The sequence below is a fragment of the Streptomyces sp. NPDC043680 genome (assembly GCF_056436685.1).
Map to the genome: position 1 here is coordinate 91,837 of NZ_JBWKCE010000012.1, position 17,681 is coordinate 109,517.

Genomic DNA, 17,681 nt, shown 5'->3' on the forward strand with positions numbered 1-17,681 from the left:
TGGCCCTCCCCTGCGCGAGGGGGTGACCACCTGACGGACGGGGGCGGGTTCCCGGCGGTCAGCGTGCGGTCTGCGTGTGGACGTAGTCCACGAGGCGGGTCAGGGCGTCCGGGTTCGTCGTGGGCAGGACGCCGTGGCCCAGGTTGAAGACGTGGCCCTCCAGGGAGGCGGCGGCGTCCAGGACCTCGCGGGTCTTGGCCTCGACCGCCTCCGGCGTGGAGAAGAGCACCGCCGGGTCCAGGTTGCCCTGGAGTGCCTTGCCGGTGCCGACCCGGCGCGCCGCCTCGTCCAGCGGGATCCGCCAGTCGACGCCGACGACGTCCGCGCCCGCCTCGCCCATCAGGCCCAGCAGCTCGCCCGTGCCCACGCCGAAGTGGATGCGCGGGACGCCGTACGAGGCGACCGACTCGAAGACCTTCGCCGAGGCCGGCATGACCGAGCGGCGGTAGTCGGCGGGGGCCAGGGCCCCGACCCACGAGTCGAAGAGCTGCACCGCGGAGGCGCCCGCCTCGATCTGGACCTTCAGGAAGGCCGAGGTGATCTCGGCGAGGCGGTCCAGCAGGTCGGCCCACAGCTGCGGGTCGCCGTACATGAGGGCCTTGGTGTGCTCGTGGTTGCGCGACGGTCCGCCCTCGACCAGGTAGCTCGCGAGAGTGAAAGGTGCACCTGCGAAACCGATCAACGGCGTGGAGCCCAGTTCACCCGTGAGCATGCCGATGGCCTCGGTGACGTACGAGACGTCCTCGGGGGTCAGGTCGCGCAGCTGTGCGAGGTCCTCGCGGCGGCGGATCGGCTGAGCGACGACCGGGCCGATGCCCGGCTTGATGTCCAGGTCGACGCCGATGGCCTTGAGCGGGACGACGATGTCGGAGAAGAAGATCGCCGCGTCCACCTTGTGGCGCCGCACGGGCTGCAGCGTGATCTCGGTGACCAGGTCGGGCCGCATGCACGACTCCAGCATCTGCGTCCCCTCGCGCACCTTGCGGTACTCGGGGAGGGAGCGCCCGGCCTGCCGCATGAACCACACCGGGGTGTGCGGCACCGGCTCCCGGCGGCACGCCTTCAGGAAGGCGGAATCGTACGTCTGACTCGGCTGGCCCGTGGGGCGGTCATTGGCGCTCACGCCGCAAATCTTCGCACGTATGAAGAAGTGCCCGACCCGGCGCGGGTGTCCCTGCGCCGCAGGGGCGCTCGTTCCGCCTAGTCTTCCCCGCATGGCTGCGGCTCAGGGACGATTTTCAGATGGCGCCGGGGGTACGGACAGCGCGAAGGAGAGCTCCGTCCCGCTCCCGTTCCGGCGGGCGGTCGACGGCTTGAAGAAGGCGCGGCTGCGGCCGGGGATCGAGATCGACCCGACGAAACCGCCCCAGCGGCTGGCGCCGTACGCCTACGCCCTGGAGGCCGCGGTCGTGGACGGGGAGGACGACCTCGCCGACGGCCGGCTGATCCTGCTCCACGACCCGGCCGGGCACGACGCCTGGCACGGGACCTTCCGGCTGGTGACCCTCGTACGGGCGGAACTGGAGCCGGAGATGGCCGCGGACCCGCTGCTCCCGGAGGTGTGCTGGTCCTGGCTGACCGGGGCGCTGGAGGCGCGCGGGCTCGGGTACGGGGAGGCGGGCGGGACGGTGACCATGGCGAGCTCGCACTCCTTCGGGGGGCTCGCGGAGCGGCGGCCGACCACCCAGATCGAGATCAGGGCCTCGTGGACGCCACGCGAGGGGGTGGGCGGGGTGCCGGACACCCCGGCACACCTGGCGGCGTGGTGTGAACTGCTGTGCCAGATCGCGGGGCTGCCGCCGGCCGGGCCGACGGACTCGGGCACGGGCGTCGTCTCGCTGCCGCAGCGGCGCGGTCCGCACCACCCGTAGCCTGCCTCCGCGCCGCAGCGGACGCAGCGGACGCGACCCCGGGCAGGCAGGCAGGGAACAGCCGATCGGCCGGGCGTAGAACGGCCGATCGAGTGAGCGTGACGACAGGTCAGAACCGGACGCCCGGTGCGGGCTTCTGATCACCTGATGATCGATCACCCGTCCGAATTGCCCGAATTGTTACTCACCAAATCGTGATCATTCCCTAAAGCCGGGCGGGTGACGTGCCGAAGGAGTCAGTGACCATCCGCACGGTTCGCACCGGCTTCCTTCCCCGAGCCGGCCGTCCCGCCACTCCCCCAGGAGGCCTAGGTGTCCGTTCTCCTTGAGCAGCCCGCAAGCCTGGTCGCCTACCGCCCGAACAAGCCGACGGCCATGGTTGTCGTGGCCGACCCCCGCGTTCGTTCCACCGTGACCCGCCACCTGTGGGCCCTCGGAGTACGCGACGTCATCGAGGCTTCGTCCATCGCGGAGGCCCGCCCCCGCGTCGGCAACCCGCGCGACATCTGCGTGGCCGACGTACACCTGCCCGACGGTTCCGGTCTCACCCTGCTCTCCGAGACCCGCGCCGCGGGCTGGCCGAACGGCCTGGCCCTGTCCGCAGCCGATGACATCGGCGCCGTGCGCAACGCCCTCGCGGGCGGGGTGAAGGGCTACGTCGTCACCGGTACGCGGACCAACATCGGGCTCCCCACCCGGCCCGGCGCCGCCCCCATCGGCGCTGCCGCCGCCCGTATGCACCGCCGCCCCCCGGGTGCCCCGAGCCACCCGGGCGGCTACCGCGAGCTCTCCGGGCGCGAGGTCGAGGTCCTGCGTCTCGTCGCCGAGGGCCAGTCCAACAAGGCCATCGGCGTCTCGATGGGCCTGTCCGCCCTGACCGTCAAGTCCCACCTCGCCCGGATCGCCCGCAAGCTGGGCACCGGGGACCGGGCCGGGATGGTCGCCGTCGCCCTGCGTACCGGGATCATCCACTGACCCTGGCCGGCAGCCGCCGGCCGGGCGAGGGCCGGAGGATTTCCGGGAGCCGTCCGCACGTCCACTGCGCGCCCGTCGACGGAACGTTCCGGCGACGGGCGCGAGGTGTTCCCGGCGAGGCGCGAGGTGTTCGCGGCACGGGCCGCTGTGACGGCCCGGGGCTCAGCCCCGCTCGTAGGCTTCCTGGGCTTCGACGACCTGGCTGAGGAGGATCTCGGCCTGGGCCCGGGTGTCGCCGCCCTCGGGGATGTCCCACTTCAGGGCCGGCAGCACGTCGGCCAGGTTCGCGAGGTCGTCGCGGTCCATGCGGGCGATGGACTGTGCCACGCGTTCGATGTCGAGTGTCATGGTGATCACGGGCTTTCGGAGTACAGCTCCATTGTGCGATGCGACGCGTGCGGGTGTGCGGGCGTGCGGCTGATGCGTGCGGCTGAGGCGTGCGACGCAGGGGTGCGATGCCCCGGTTTCCGGCCGTGAGAGCACATACAGGACACCCGATGGCGGGATCGCCGCGCTGCGCCCGGACGTACTGAGGCACGTTTTCGCAGGTCAACCCCTCCGTTGCACGAAGGCGCAGGTCAGGCGGTCGCGCGGGCGGATACCCTTGAGCGGTGACCGACGCCCAAGAGACCGCAGCAGACCTGCGCACCACCACCGGGGGCGGCCCCCCGGACGACGTCGAGAAGGCGCCGATTCCCTTGCTCGAACCGCGCGAGGGGATCCCCCCGGTGGTCGCCGACGAGGAGGCCCTCGCCCGGGTGGTCGCGGCCTTCGCCGCGGGGACCGGACCCGTGGCCGTCGATGCCGAGCGCGCCTCCGGATACCGCTACGGCCAGCGCGCCTATCTGGTGCAGCTGCGCCGCGAAGGCGCGGGGTCCGCGCTGATCGACCCCGTGGGCTGCCCCGACCTCTCCGCCCTGGGCGAGGCCCTGTCCGGCACCGAGTGGATCCTGCACGCCGCCACCCAGGACCTGCCGTGCCTGCGCGAAATAGGCATGGTGCCCACCTCCCTGTTCGACACCGAGCTGGCCGGCCGCCTCGCCGGCTTCCCGCGGGTCGGACTGGGCGCGATGGTCGAGAGCGTGCTCGGCTACGCCCTGGAGAAGGGCCACTCCGCCGTCGACTGGTCGACCCGCCCGCTTCCCGAGCCGTGGCTGCGCTACGCCGCGCTCGACGTGGAGCTCCTGGTGGACCTGCGCGACGCGCTGGAGAAGGAGCTGGAGCGGCAGGGCAAGCTGGAATGGGCCCGGCAGGAGTTCGACGCCATCGCGGCCGCCCCGCCCGCCCCGCCGCGCAAGGACCCGTGGCGCCGCACCTCCGGCATGCACAAGGTGCGCCGCCGGCGGCAGATGGCGGTCGTACGGGAGCTGTGGGAGTCGCGGGACCGGATCGCGCAGCGCCGTGACGTGTCGCCCGGCAAGGTGCTGGGGGACGCGGCGATCGTGGAGGCCGCGCTCGCGCTGCCGGCGAACGTGCACGCGCTGGCGGCCCTGCCCGGCTACGGGCAGCGGATGGGGCGGCGCCAGCTGGACCAGTGGATGGCCGCGGTGGACCGGGCGAAGGCGCTGCCCGAGAGCCAGCTGCCGCAGCCGGGCGCCACTCCGGCGGGGCCGCCCCCGCCACGCTCCTGGGCCGACAAGGACCCGGCCGCCGCGGCCCGGCTGTCCGCGGCGCGCGCCGCGGTGTCGGCGCTGGCGGAGGAGCTGAACCTGCCCCAGGAGAACCTGATCACCCCGGACACCGTGCGCCGGCTGTGCTGGGAGCCGCCGCAGCGGCTGGAGGAGGACGCGGTGGCCCAGGCCCTGGCCGGCTACGGCGCCCGCCCCTGGCAGGTCGAGCAGGTGGCGGCTGCGCTGACCACGGCCCTCAGGGCCACCGCCTGACCCTCCCGCATCCCCTGAAGCCCCCGGCCGGCCGGGGGCTTCTGCGTGCCCGGCGCCACGGCGCGGACGAGCGCCGGCGGGCGCGTACGGGAGGGACCGGACCCGTCGCGGACCTCCGCGGCAGTGTGACCTTCGCCGCTCCCGCCGTGAAGGGTGTCCACATGGGTTACCCGCAAGTAGCATGGGCCAGGTGAGCGCCCGCTCAGTGAGTGGCGTCCACGCGCAGCAGTGCCATCCCGCACCTGGAGGAGAGCCAACGTGCCTCGTACCGTCAGGGACGTCGTCTTCGTCGACGGCGTCCGCACCCCGTTCGGCAAGGCGGGCCCGAAGGGCATCTACCACGAGACCCGCGCCGACGACCTCGTCGTGAAGGCGATCCGGGAGCTGCTGCGCCGCAACCCGGACCTGGACCCCAAGAAGATCGACGAGGTCGCCATCGCCGCGACCACGCAGATCGGCGACCAGGGTCTGACGCTGGGCCGCACGGCCGGCATCCTCGCGGGCCTCCCCCAGTCCGTCCCGGGTTACTCGATCGACCGCATGTGCGCCGGTGCGCTGACCGCCGTCACCGCCGTCGCCGGCGGCGTGGCCTTCGGTGCGTACGACGTCGCCCTCGCCGGCGGTGTCGAGCACATGGGGCGCCACCCCATGGGCGAGGGCGTCGACCCCAACCCGCGCTTCGTCTCCGAGAAGCTGGTCGACGAGTCCGCCCTCTTCATGGGCATGACCGCCGAGAACCTGCACGACCGGTACCCGACGATCACCAAGCTCCGCGCCGACGAGTACGCCGTGCGCTCGCAGGAGAAGGCCGCCAAGGCGTACGCCGACGGCAAGATCCAGCAGGACCTGGTGCCGATCTCGGTGCGCAACACCAACGAGGCGGCGGGTGAGACGGGCTGGGGTCTGGTCACCTCCGACGAGCCGATGCGCCCGGGCACCACGCTGGAGAACCTGGCGAACCTGAAGACCCCGTTCCGTACGCACGGCCGGGTCACCGCGGGCAACGCCGCCGGTCTCAACGACGGTGCCACCGCCGCGATCATCGCGTCCGAGGACTTCGCCCGGGAGAACAACCTCCCGGTCAAGATGCGCCTGGTCTCATACTCCTTCGCGGGTGTCGAGCCGGAGGTCATGGGTTACGGCCCGATCCCGGCCACCGAGAAGGCCCTCGCCCAGGCCGGTCTGACGATCGACGACATCGGCCTGTTCGAGATCAACGAGGCCTTCGCCGTGCAGGTGCTGGCCTTCCTGGAGCACTACGGCATCGCCGACGACGACGCCCGGGTGAACCAGTACGGCGGCGCCATCGCCTTCGGCCACCCGCTCGCCTCCTCCGGCGTCCGCCTGATGACGCAGCTGGCCCGCCAGTTCGAGGAGCAGCCGCACGTCCGCTACGGCCTGACCACCATGTGCGTCGGCTTCGGCATGGGCGCGACGGTCATCTGGGAGAACCCGCACTTCGAGGGAGACGACAAGTGAGCACCACCACTGAGCTCCTCAAGGGCGCGGCCGAGCTGTTCCCGGACGAGGTCGTGACCTCGGCGCACGTCCGCCACCTGGACCTGCCCTTCGGCGCCGGGCGCTTCGCGCTCATCACGCTGGACAACGGCTTCGACCACACCAAGCCGACCACCTTCGGCCCGCAGTCCCTCGCCAACCTGAACGCGGCGATCGACCAGGTCGAGCAGGAGGCCCTGGCCGGCTCCGTCGTCGGCGCGGGCATCACCGGCAAGCCGTTCATCTTCGCGGTCGGCGCCGACCTCAAGGGCGTCGAGCTGCTGAAGAAGCACGACGAGGCGCTCGCCATCGGCAAGGGCGGCCACGACGTCTTCAAGCGCCTTGCGGGCCTGGCCGTTCCGACCTTCGCCTACTACAACGGCGCGGCGATGGGCGGCGGTGTCGAGGTCGGTCTGCACTGCACCTACCGCACCGTCTCGAAGGCCATCCCGGCCTTCTCGCTGCCCGAGGTCTTCCTCGGCCTGGTTCCGGGCTGGGGCGGCTGCACCATCCTGCCGAACCTGATCGGTGCGGACCGCGCGGTCTCGGTGATCATCGAGAACTCGCTGAACCAGAACAAGCAGCTCAAGGGGCAGCAGGTCTTCGACCTGGGCATCGCCGACGCGCTGTTCGAGGGCGCCGACTTCCTGGAGCAGTCGCTGCTGTGGACCGCGAAGGTCCTCAAGGGCGAGACCGAGGTCGTACGCGCCGAGGTCGACCGCGGCGAGGGCTGGGACGCGGCGGTCGCCCGCGGCCGCTCCATCGCGGACTCCAAGGTGCACGGCGCGGCTCCGGCCGCCTACCGCGCCCTCGACATCATCGAGGCGTCGAAGGACGGCGACCTGCAGAAGGGCTTCGACGCCGAGGACACCGCGCTCGCGGACCTCATCATGGGCGGCGAACTGCGCTCCGGCATCTACGCCTTCAACCTGGTCCAGAAGCGCGGCAAGCGCCCGGCCGGCGCCCCGGACAAGTCCCTGGCCCGCCCGGTCACCAAGGTCGGCGTCGTCGGCGCGGGCCTGATGGCCTCGCAGCTGGCGCTGCTGTTCCTGCGCCGCCTGGAGGTGCCGGTGGTCCTCACCGACATCGACCAGGAGCGCGTGGACAAGGGTGTGGGCTACGTCCACGCCGAGATCCAGAAGCTGCTCGGCAAGGGCCGCATCAACCAGGACAAGGCCAACCGCCTGACCGCCCTGGTGAGCGGTGTGCTCGACAAGGCCGAGGGCTTCGCGGACGCGGACTTCATCATCGAGGCCGTGTTCGAGGAGATGTCCGTCAAGCAGAAGGTGTTCGCGGAGGTCGAGGCGGTCGCTCCGGCGCACGCGATCCTCGCCACCAACACCTCCTCGCTGTCGGTGTCGGAGATGGCCTCGAAGCTCCAGCACCCGGAGCGCGTGGTCGGCTTCCACTTCTTCAACCCGGTCGCGATCCTCCCGCTGCTGGAGATCGTCCGCGGTGAGCAGACCGACGACGCCTCGCTGGCCACGGCGTTCGGTGTCGCCAAGAAGCTGAAGAAGACCGCGGTCCTCACCAAGGACGCCCCGGCGTTCGTCGTGAACCGCATCCTGACCCGCTTCATGGGCGAGATCCAGAACGTCATCGACGAGGGCACCCCGGTCGAGACCGCGGAGAAGGCCATCGAGCCGCTCGGTCTGCCGATGTCCCCGCTGGTGCTGCTGGAGCTCGTCGGCCCGGCGATCGGCCTGCACGTCTCCGAGACCCTGAACCGCGCCTTCCCGGAGCGCTTCACGGTCTCCGCGAACCTCGCGGCCGTCGTCAAGGCCGGCAAGCGCGGCTTCTACGTCTATGACTCGGGCAAGCCCGAGCTGGACCCCGAGGTCGCCGCGCTCCTGGTGCAGGGCGACAGCGTCCTGACCGAGCAGCAGGTCCGCGACCGCGTCCTGGACGCGGTGGCGCAGGAGATCGGCCTGATGCTGGAGGAGGGTGTCGTGGCCGAGGCCCAGGACATCGACCTCTGCCTCATCACGGGCGCCGGCTGGCCCTTCCACCTGGGCGGCATCACGCCGTACCTGGACCGCGAGGGCGTCTCGGAGCGGGTGAACGGAAAGAAGTTCCTCGCCCCCGGTGTGGCGAGCGTCCCCGCCTAGTCGGCGGTGCGCCGCGGAAGCCCGTCCCCTCGGGGGCGGGCTTCCGCCGTTCCCGGGGGCGGCCGCGGGGCAGCCCGTGCAAGCTGGCAGAATACGGTGCATGGCGGATGGCAAGAGACCTTTCAGCCGCCGCACGCTGCTGTTCGCGGGCGGCGCGGTGGCCGCCGGGCTCACCACCACCGGCGGGCTGACCTGGGCCCTGCGGCCGGGTTCCGCGGAGCAGGACGGCCCTCGCGAGCCGGACAGCACCCAGCCGATGGCCGGCGACTTCGACATGCGGACCGGCACGCGGCTGCTGGCCTCGACCGCGCTCTTCAATACGACGGGACCGCAGTCGTTCGCGTTCGACGACACGAACGGGCAGGTCTACACGCTGCAGACGGTGCAGGGCGGTATCCGGCTCGACGACGAGGAAGAGCCGGTGAGTGCGGGCGACCGCAAGGACGCCGGCGATATGTGCCTGACCCGGCTGAGCAGTTCCGGTGAAACGCTCGGGCATATGTATCTGCGCGGTTTCGGGCACGGCATTTCCTTCGGTGTCGAGCCGACCGGCCAGCGTACGTACATATGGGTGGAGGGGAACGCGGACACCGAGAGCGGATACGGCCGCTCGGTGGTCCGGGTGCCGTTCAAGGACGGCGCGGTCCTGGACAGTTCCGACCCCTCGGTCCGGCATTTCGAGCCGCTCCCCGGCGCCTCCGGCGTCTCCCCCGCGCTCGACCTGGCCGGTGAGCGGGTGCTGGTCAGCCGCGAGGAGGAGGGCGTGCACCGGTTCGCCGTATACGGGATGCAGGACTTCCTGGCCGGGCGCTTCGGCGCCGCACAGGTCGTCAAGGCCGGCGTACAGGTCAAGGAGGAGGAGTGGTTCCAGGGTTGCGCCCTGTACGGGGACCACGTCTACGTGCTGACCGGTGGTCCGTATACCGGTAAGAACGGGGACAACCCGCCGAAGTCCGGCGGAAATACCTACATCACCGTGATTGACGTGCGGACCGGGGAGGCGCAGGGGCGCCACCGCGTGACGGTCGCACCGGATCTGCCCTTCCGGGAGCCGGAGGGAATCGCGGTCAGGCGGGTCGGGTCACGGGCTGCTTTGTGTGTCGGATTTTCCGTGAAGGCGAAGGACCGGCGCGAGCTGGCGCTGTATCAGTACACCGGCTGAGAGCTCCGGAGACGGAGCGGCGAAGGTCACATATTCCGTGCTACGAAGCCGTTAATCATTGGCCCGCGGTTCACCCGGCGTTCTAGAGCCGTCCACAAGGCTGCTTATACTACTGCGACACTTCACGGGATTCTTATACCTCCACAGGGGAGGCACCGCACCATGGGCTCCAAGCGGCTGCGCGCCGTGCTCGGCGTTCTGATCACCTCTGGGCTCATCCTCAGCTTCCTGGGCATGCTGGTCGCCGTCGCGTTCGTCTCCCTCCCCCTGTTCGCGGGCTGCGCCGCCCTCAGCTACATCGCCGACCTGATGCTGCACAACACCGAGTCGACGACCCTGGAGCGGCTGCGCGATTCGCGCTTCGGCCTCACCATGCGCTTCCTGATCCGCCAGTTCCTGCTGCTGGGCCTGTGCGGTGCGGTTTCGGACATCGAGTCGTTCGTGGCCCAGATGACCACCATCGGCCTGCTCCTGCTGTTCATCCTCCAGCTCGCGTACGGCGCGCTGCTCAAGCACGTCCGCAAGATGCGCAACGAGCTGCCGTTCACCACGCGCGGGCTGGACCTTGAGGCACTCGGCATCCGCCGCATGCCGCACCCGTTCCTGATGAACAAGCACGTCCGCAAGACGCTGCACCTGGACATCCCGCTGGTGGCCGGATCCCTCGCCACCATCGCGACGGACGACTGGCGCTACGTCACGTACGGCATGATCACCACCGTCTTCCTCGCCTACTTCTCCCTGCTGGTGCTGGTGCCCGACGCGCGCAACGCGCTGAAGCTGCCCACCACCGACGAGGCCATCGACGAGCTCAACCACCAGCTGGCCGAATACCGCCCCCAGGTCGCGCTCTACTTCACCTTCGCGGCCATCTCCAAAGACTTCATGTACCAGGTCAACATGTGGCTGGAATCGCTGGAGGCGCTCGAACTGCGGCCCATCATCGTGCTGCGCGAGCGGGCCACCCTGCGCTACCTGGACGCGACGTCCGTGCCCGTCATCTGCATTCCCAAAGCAGACAATCTGGCGCGTATCGAAATGCCGGAACTCCGCGTCGCCCTTTACCCGGGCAATGCGGGCAAAAACGTGCACATGCTCCAGCGCGCCGAGGTCAAGCACGTGTTCATCGGCCACGGCGACAGCGACAAACTCGCCAGCAGCAACCGCGTCAGCAAGGTGTTCGACGAGATCTGGGTGGCCGGCCGGGCCGGCCGCGACCGCTACGAGCGCATCAAGCACGCCGTCTCGCACCACCAGATCGTCGAGGTCGGCCGCCCCCAGCTGATGCCCCTGCACCGCTGGACCGGAAAGGTCGCGGGCCCCATCCCCACCGTCATCTACGCCCCCACCTGGGAGGGCTGGACCGACGACGCCTGCTACACCTCGGTCATCCCGGCCGGCGAAAAACTGATCAAGGCGCTGCTGGACTACGAGCGCGAGATCCGCATCATCTACAAGCCGCACCCGCTCACCGGCTCACGCTCCGCCGAGGCCGCCGCCGCCCACCGCCGCGTCATCGCCCTCCTGGAAGAGGACAACGCGCGACGTTTCGGCCGCAACCTCACCGACTCCAAGGCCGCCGCCAAGAAGCTCGCCCGGATCGACAAGCGCATCGCCGAGCTCTCCGAGCGCGGCGTCCGGTCCAAGTACCCGGACCTCACGGAGGAGGAGCGGACCGCGCGCATCCGGCGCAGCCGCAACCAGGCCGGCGCCCTGTACTGGAGCGCCGTACCCGACTCCGCGCACCACGTGGTGACCGACCGGATCCCGGCCCTCTACGACTGCTTCAACCAGTCCGACCTGCTCATCGGCGACATGTCCAGCGTCGTCTCCGACTTCGTCGCGACGCTGAAGCCGTACGCCATCTTCAACCTCGACGGGTTGCCGGACGACCAGTTCCGCAACGAGCAGCGGACGGCGTACGCCTCCTACCTGCTCGACGGCGACTGCAACGGTCTGGCGGAGGCCATCGAGGCGACGCTGAACCCGCGCGAGGACGTCATGGCGCCCTACCGCGAGCAGCTCAAGGAATACCTCCTCGGCGAGGAGTACCCGCCCAGCATCGTCCGCTTCAACGCGGCCGCGAACAACCTCTACCGGCGGGGGCTGCGCGACTTCCCCATCGAATACCCGGAGCCGATCCCCCACTCCGTGTGACCGCGTCGCACCGTCCCACCCCCGCCGTCCACCGCCGTGCCGCATCCCCACCCCAGGAAGTAGGAGCCCGTGTCCTCCAGACCTGCCCCCCGTCGCACCATCGCCGTCGTTCTCGCCGGGGGCACCGGTCAGCGCATCGGGCTCGAAATCCCCAAGCAGCTCATCAAGATCGCCGGCAAGCCGATCCTGGAACACACGCTGCACATCTTCGAGAACGCCCCGGACGTCGACGAGGTGATCCTCCTCATGACGCCCGCCTACGTGGACGACGCGCGGCGCATCGTCGAGCGGGCCCGCCTGGGCAAGGTCACGCAGGTCCTCGCGGGCGGCTCCACCCGCAGCGAGACCACCCGGATCGCCATCAGCGCGGCGGCCTCGGGCCTCGCCGAGGGGGAGGACTGCAACCTCCTCTTCCACGACGCGGTGCGCCCGCTGCTCTCGCAGCGCGTCGTCCGCGAATGCGTGGAGTCCCTGGAGCGCTACCAGGCCGTCGACGTAGCCATCCCGTCCTCCGACACCGTCATCGTGACCCGCACCCACGGGGACGACGGCGAGTTCATCACCGAGGTGCCCGACCGCTCCCGGCTGCGCCGCGGCCAGACCCCGCAGGGCTTCCGCCTGTCCACCATCCGCGCCGCCTACGACCGGGCGGCCGCGGACCCGTTCTTCCAGGCCACCGACGACTGCTCGGTGGTCGTCAAGTACCTGCCCGACGTCCCGGTCCACGTGGTCACCGGCGACGACTACAACATGAAGGTCACCCAGCCGGTCGACGTGTTCATCGCCGACAAGCTGTTCCAGCTCGCCTCCCACGCCGCGCCCGCACAGGCCGGCGAGCAGGCCTACCGGGAGCAGCTGGCCGGCAAGACGATGGTGGTCTTCGGCGGCTCGTACGGCATCGGCGCCGACATCTCGCGCATCGCCGAGGGCTTCGGGGCCCGCGTCTTCGCCCTGGGCCGCACCTCGACCGGTACGCACGTGGAGAACCTCGACCACGTCGAGGAGGCCCTCGCCCGGGCCTACGCCGAGACCGGCCGGATCGACTACGTCGTCAACACCGCGGGCGTGCTGCGCGTCGGCCGCCTCGACGAGACCGACAACGACACGATCCGGGAGGCGCTGGAGGTCAACTACCTCGCTCCCGTGAACATCGCCCGAACCTCGTACAAGTACCTGAGCGAGACCCGGGGCCAGCTGCTGCTGTTCACCTCCAGCAGCTACACCCGCGGCCGCGCCGAGTACAGCCTGTACTCCTCGACCAAGGCCGCCATGGTCAACCTGACGCAGGCGCTGGCCGACGAGTGGGCCGAGGACGGCATCCGGGTCAACTGCGTCAACCCGGAGCGGACCGCGACCCCGATGCGCACCAAGGCGTTCGGCCAGGAGCCCTCTTCTTCGCTGCTGACCTCCGAGTCGGTGGCCCTGACCTCCCTGGACGTCCTCGTCTCGGAGATGACCGGCCACGTGATCGACGTGCGCAAGCAGGACCCGACCACGACGCCGGCGCAGCGCTCCGGCTTCGAGGCGGCCCTGGCGTCCGTGCTGATCCAGACCACGGAGGACCAGGGGGTCTAGGCGTGACGTACGCACCCGGGCAGCAGCAGCACCGGCCGCGGAGGATCTTCGTGGCGGGCGACTCCGAGGCGGTCACCCGGCCGTACAGCTACCTGCCGATGGCGGGCTGGGCGCAGACGCTGCCGCTCTTCCTCACGGACGCGGTCGAGGTGGTCAACTGCGCCCGCGCCCGTGCGAGCTCGAAGAGCTTCCGCGAGCGCGGGCGGCTCCAGTGGATCCTCGACCAACTGGAGCCCGGCGACTACCTGCTGTTCGGCTTCGGCCAGATCGACTGGAAGACCGACCCCGGCCTGCACACCAAGCCGTTCTCCACCTTCCAGGAGCACATGGCCGCCTTCGTGCACGGGGCGCGGGAGCGGCAGGCCCACCCGGTGATCCTGCTGCCGTACGAGCGGCGCCGCATGGACGCCCACGGCAACGTCGCCCGTTTCCTGGGCGACTACCCGCTCGCCGCGCGGCAGCTGGCCGAGGACGAGCACGTCCCCGTCGTCGACCTGTACGGCCAGAGCCTGCAGTGGTGGGAGGAGCTCGGGCCGGAGTCGTCCAAGCTCGTCTTCACGTATCTGCGACCGGGCGAGCCGCTCCTGGAGAACGTCCAGGACGGGGACAACGTGCACCTGCGGGCGGAGGGCGCGGTCGAGTGCGCCCGGTTCGTCGCCCGGAGCCTGGCCGAGCAGGGCGTCATCCCCTCCCACTGGGTCCGCGACCTCGACCGCCGCCGGTTCTCCTACGAGGAGATGGGCTGGCTGGACGAGGACACGTTCGCGCACCGTACGAAGTCCCGGGTGTCCGAGCCCGCAGTACGCAAGGAGTCCACCGCGTGAACCTCCTCCGCCGGGGACAGGCCGTCGGCGACACCCCTTCGCTCGGCACCGTCTACGCGGCCCTGTACAGCTCGGCCGACCCGCGGCGCGGCGCGTCCCCGGGCGAGACCCTCCAGTTCGGCCTGTCCGTGGCTCCCGACCAGGGCGCCTCGCGCGGCTGCGCGTACCTGACGGAGGAACCGCTGACCGCCGTCGGCGAGATCGTCGGCGTGCAGGGGCTGGAGTACTTCCCCCGGCAGCGCTGGTTCCGGGTCCGCGCGGACGCCGGGGAGCAGACGACGGGGGTCCTGCACCTGCGCGTCGGCGACTCGGCCACCGCGCGCAGCATCCGCCCCCGCATCCTCGTGGGCATCCCGGACGCGTCCGGCCGCAAGCTCGTGCGCACGGGCAAGCTCGCCGCCGAGCCCCTGCCGCTGCGGCCGCCCACGGCCCGCGGCCTGCGGATCGCGACCGAACCGGGCCGGCCGGGCACGGTGAACGTGCTGTCGGGGGCCCCGGCGGGAAGCACCGCGATCTCCGTGACGCAGCCGAAGAGCGGCCGGGCGGAGCTGTCGCAGGACGGCTGGGCCACCTACGCGCCCGCCCCCGGCTTCACCGGCTACGACCGGTTCACCTACACCGTGGGCACGGCGGCGTCGGCCAAGCTGACCTCGCACGTGAACGTCTTCGTGGGCTCGCTGGAACACATCCCGGGCGCCTTCCCGCAGCATCCCGCGGACAGCGCGCCGCGCCCCTGGCAATGGCCCGAGCTCACCGGGGAGATGCCGTGGCCCCGCCCCGCCGCCCCGCAGAACCGATGAGGATCCCGAGATCATGAACACCGCCGTCGTCGGCGCCACCGACGTCAAGGACGTCACGGTCGCCGTCCGGGTCTGCAACCAGGCCGCCGCGCTCGACGCCTGTCTGGCCTCCGTCCTCGTGCAGTCCATCGGCACGGACCGGCTGGAGATCATCGGTGTCGACGACGGCTCGACCGACGAGAGCGGGTCCGTACTGGCCCGTGCGGCGCACCAGTACCCCTCGTTCGTCCGCGCGGGCCAGGTGTCCCACGGGCTCAGCCCGGCGGCGGCCCGCAACTGGGCGCTGAGCCAGGTGCGCGGACGGTACGTCACCTTCCTGGAGGCCACCGACCGGCTGGCGCCCGACGCCCTGGAGCGGATGGTCACGGCCGCCGACACCCACGAGGCCGACGTCGTGCTCGGGAAACTGGAGAGCGCGGGCCGGCATGCGGTCGCGACCTCGATGTTCCGCAAGAACCAGGCCTACGCCGATGTGTACGCCTCGCGGGTCTACTGGTCGCTGACGCCGGACAAACTGTTCCGCACCAGCATGCTGCAGCGCCGGGGGCTGAGCTTCCCGACCGACATGCCGATCGGCGACGACCAGGCGTTCACCGCCGCCGCCTTCATCGGGGCGGACAACGTCTCCGTCGTCGGCGATGGGACCTGCGTGGTCAAGGGTGCCCCGCCGGCGGAGCGCGCGACGCTGCCGGACCGGGTCGCCCTCGCCTCCCGGATGCTGGGCGTGGTCGCCTCGCAGCTGCCCGAGGGCCCGCGCCGGGACAAGCTGCAGTCCCGCCACCTGGAGGTGGAGCTCGGCAAGGCGACCGAGGCCGCCCTGCTGTCCGCCGCGGACGCGGCGGAGCGTGACCAGGCCCTGTGGGGCGCGGCCGAGGTGCTGCGCACCCAGGCCTCGCCGGGGGCGCTGGCCCTGCTGCCCCGGATGGTGGCCGTGCGGTACGCCCTGCTCGCGCAGGGCCGGTTCGCCGAGGCGCAGCAGATGGCCGCCTTCGAGGCGGACAAGGACCGGCCGGCCGTCCGCAAGACGGTGGAGAACGGCCGGGTGTTCACGACACTGCCGTTCTTCCGCGACCCGCAGGTCGCCCTGCCGGACGAGCTGTTCGACATCACCGGTGACATGACGGTCACCCACCAGTTGGAGAAGGCCCGCTGGGACGGGCCGATGCTGCTGCTGGAGGGCTTCGCCTTCTTCGAGCAGCTGTCGACGAAGGACCGTGCCACCCGCGTGGTGTTGCGGGAGCGCACGAGCGGCGCGCAGGAGAGCTACTCGGTGACGGCCCGCCGGGACGACACCCTGACCAACGCCAAAGGCAGGCCCCGGGCGATGGGCCGCTTCTCCTCCCGGGTCAACCTCGCGCAGACCTCCAGCGGCTGGCCCCTTCCCCCGGGCACCTGGGACCTTTACCTCGCGGTCGGCTTCGAGGGCGTGACGCAGGAGGTGCGGCTCGGCCCACGGCGCTCCGCCGATCTCGACACGACCGCCCGGATGCCGGTGCGGATCGCTGCCGCGCCCGGTGGGCAGGGCATGGAGCTGGTGGCCATCCCGTACTACACGGAGTCCGGCGGGCTCACCATCGAGGTGTCCCAGCGCACGCCGCTGCCGCGGCACGCCTGACCGCCCGCCGGCCGCAGCCTGCGCCCGACGCCGCTGCCCGCCTCAGGCGGCGGCGTCCCAGGGGCCGAAGACCAGCCCCGGCTGGGTGGCGTCCTGGCGGGCGCAGATGAGGGTGCCGTCGGCGTCGAAGGCGGCGACGACGAGACGTCCGGCCGCGTCGACGGCGACCTGCGGGGCGTAGGCGCCGTGGCCGCCGAGGGAGGCCCACCACGCGCCGTACCCCTCGTTCTCGGTGACGTAGGCCGTGAGTTCGACGTCGCCCTCCGCACCGATCTGGGCGAGCACGGTGCAGTCGTAGCCGCCGATGACGGCCCTGACGACACCCGGCGCCCCCTGGCCCCCGGCGCCGCCCAGGCTCATCAGGCCGCTCTGGACACCGCCCTGGGCCGCGCGCCAGGCGACGAGCGAGCCGTCGCCGGGGTACCGCCAGAAGTACGTCACCCTGCGCGGGCCCGTCTCGTACAGGACCGGGGTTCCCGGGACGACGGGCGTGGGGATGCGGTCGGCGAGCTGGAAGCGGCCCTGGCTGACACCCACCCAGCGGTCGGCTCCGGCCGGCCCGAGGGCGAGCAGCTCCAGCGGCCCGCCGACCGCCATCAGCGGGGTCGCGTCACCGCGGTAGGGCTCGGGCGAGACCGGCTTCCACCCGCCCCAGACGCCCTCGGCGTTACGGCTGCGCCGCAGGATGCCACCGTGGCGCAGGGAGACGATGACGTGCGTGGAGCCGGAGCGCTGGTTGACGGCGATGCGCGGGGGGCCGGCCAGGGTGTCGTCCGGGGGGCCGCCGCGCAGGCCGGGGGTGCCGAGGCTGTGCCAGTCGTAGATGCCGCGGCCCGGCTGGAACTGGGTGGACACGATGACCTCGGGGCTGCGGGAGCCGTCCGCAGCGGCCCTGAGGGCGACGAAGTGGACATATCCCTCGCGGCTCTGGGCCATCGAGACGGCCCCCGTCCAACCGGGCACGTCGAGGGCCTCGGGGCCGGTCCAGCCGGTGTGGGGGGCGGCGGCCTCGGTCCAGCGCAGGAGGCCGTGCGGTCCGCTGGCGTAGGCGCTCAGACGTCCGTCGGCTCCGGCGAACAGCCAGTTTCCGGCCGGGGGCGCAAAGGGCGGGGCGCCGGCGCCGGGCAGGGCGCCGGCCTCGGCGCCGCGGGCCGAAGAGGCAGCCCGGCCAACGCTTTTGCCTCGGATCACGCCGCTGTCCACCCTTCTGCCGA

The 17,681-nt window shown here is 71.4% G+C and carries 14 protein-coding genes; 11 read left to right on the top strand and 3 right to left on the bottom strand.

Translation table 11 applies throughout. The features are described 5' to 3' along the window. Positions 1 to 58: 58 nt before the first annotated feature. The gene (gene hemE / locus AC0666_RS23285; RefSeq protein ID WP_468971586.1) at positions 59 to 1,123 is read right to left on the bottom strand and encodes a uroporphyrinogen decarboxylase; all 1,065 of its coding nucleotides are present in this window, start codon (positions 1,121 to 1,123) and stop codon (positions 59 to 61) included. A gap of 91 nt (positions 1,124 to 1,214) precedes the next feature. Between hemE and AC0666_RS23290 the strand changes: the two genes are divergently transcribed. Together AC0666_RS23290 and AC0666_RS23295 are read left to right on the top strand one after the other, a co-directional pair. Beyond that, complete coding sequence (locus AC0666_RS23290) at positions 1,215 to 1,871, top strand: DUF3000 domain-containing protein (RefSeq protein ID WP_468971584.1); 657 nt, start codon at positions 1,215 to 1,217, stop codon at positions 1,869 to 1,871. Positions 1,872 to 2,183: 312 nt separating this feature from the next. After that, on the top strand, positions 2,184 to 2,846 hold the full coding sequence (locus AC0666_RS23295; protein WP_356847010.1) for a helix-turn-helix transcriptional regulator: 663 nt from the start codon (positions 2,184 to 2,186) through the stop codon (positions 2,844 to 2,846). Positions 2,847 to 3,008: 162 nt separating this feature from the next. On the opposite strand, the gene AC0666_RS23300 is transcribed toward AC0666_RS23295, so the two are convergent. Then, positions 3,009 to 3,203, bottom strand: coding sequence for a hypothetical protein (locus tag AC0666_RS23300; RefSeq protein ID WP_468585380.1), 195 nt, complete (start codon positions 3,201 to 3,203; stop codon positions 3,009 to 3,011). Between the two features lie 254 nt (positions 3,204 to 3,457). On the opposite strand from AC0666_RS23300, the gene AC0666_RS23305 reads away from it, so the two are divergent. From AC0666_RS23305 to AC0666_RS23345, 9 genes are all read left to right on the top strand, one after another. Further along, the gene (locus tag AC0666_RS23305; RefSeq protein ID WP_468971581.1) at positions 3,458 to 4,729 is read left to right on the top strand and encodes an HRDC domain-containing protein; all 1,272 of its coding nucleotides are present in this window, start codon (positions 3,458 to 3,460) and stop codon (positions 4,727 to 4,729) included. Positions 4,730 to 4,987: 258 nt separating this feature from the next. Then, positions 4,988 to 6,208 carry a thiolase family protein gene (locus AC0666_RS23310; RefSeq protein WP_361712762.1) on the top strand — a complete coding sequence of 407 codons (1,221 nt, stop codon included), beginning with the start codon at positions 4,988 to 4,990 and terminating at the stop codon, positions 6,206 to 6,208. Next, a complete protein-coding gene (locus tag AC0666_RS23315; protein ID WP_478708222.1) occupies positions 6,205 to 8,334 on the top strand; it encodes a 3-hydroxyacyl-CoA dehydrogenase NAD-binding domain-containing protein in 2,130 nt (709 codons plus the stop codon). Before AC0666_RS23310 ends, AC0666_RS23315 begins: the two co-directional genes overlap by 4 nt. A gap of 100 nt (positions 8,335 to 8,434) precedes the next feature. Further along, a complete protein-coding gene (locus AC0666_RS23320) occupies positions 8,435 to 9,496 on the top strand; it encodes a phage baseplate protein (protein ID WP_478708223.1) in 1,062 nt (353 codons plus the stop codon). 162 nt (positions 9,497 to 9,658) lie between these two features. Further along, the gene (locus AC0666_RS23325; RefSeq protein ID WP_468971574.1) at positions 9,659 to 11,653 is read left to right on the top strand and encodes a hypothetical protein; all 1,995 of its coding nucleotides are present in this window, start codon (positions 9,659 to 9,661) and stop codon (positions 11,651 to 11,653) included. A 69-nt stretch (positions 11,654 to 11,722) separates the two neighbouring features. After that, entirely contained in the window at positions 11,723 to 13,228 is a 1,506-nt protein-coding gene (locus tag AC0666_RS23330; RefSeq protein WP_468585374.1) for an SDR family NAD(P)-dependent oxidoreductase, read from the top strand. Between the two features lie 2 nt (positions 13,229 to 13,230). After that, positions 13,231 to 14,052, top strand: a complete 822-nt coding sequence (locus tag AC0666_RS23335) for a rhamnogalacturonan acetylesterase (protein WP_469156398.1) — start codon at positions 13,231 to 13,233, stop codon at positions 14,050 to 14,052. Further along, a complete protein-coding gene (locus tag AC0666_RS23340) occupies positions 14,049 to 14,852 on the top strand; it encodes an Ig-like domain-containing protein (RefSeq protein WP_478708224.1) in 804 nt (267 codons plus the stop codon). Before AC0666_RS23335 ends, AC0666_RS23340 begins: the two co-directional genes overlap by 4 nt. Before the next feature lie 13 nt (positions 14,853 to 14,865). After that, positions 14,866 to 16,467 (top strand): glycosyltransferase family 2 protein, encoded by a 1,602-nt coding sequence (locus tag AC0666_RS23345; protein ID WP_478708225.1) that lies wholly within the window; start codon positions 14,866 to 14,868, stop codon positions 16,465 to 16,467. Between the two features lie 42 nt (positions 16,468 to 16,509). On the opposite strand, the gene AC0666_RS23350 is transcribed toward AC0666_RS23345, so the two are convergent. Continuing rightward, positions 16,510 to 17,658 (bottom strand): PLL family lectin, encoded by a 1,149-nt coding sequence (locus AC0666_RS23350; RefSeq protein ID WP_478708226.1) that lies wholly within the window; start codon positions 17,656 to 17,658, stop codon positions 16,510 to 16,512. Positions 17,659 to 17,681 lie beyond the last annotated feature (23 nt).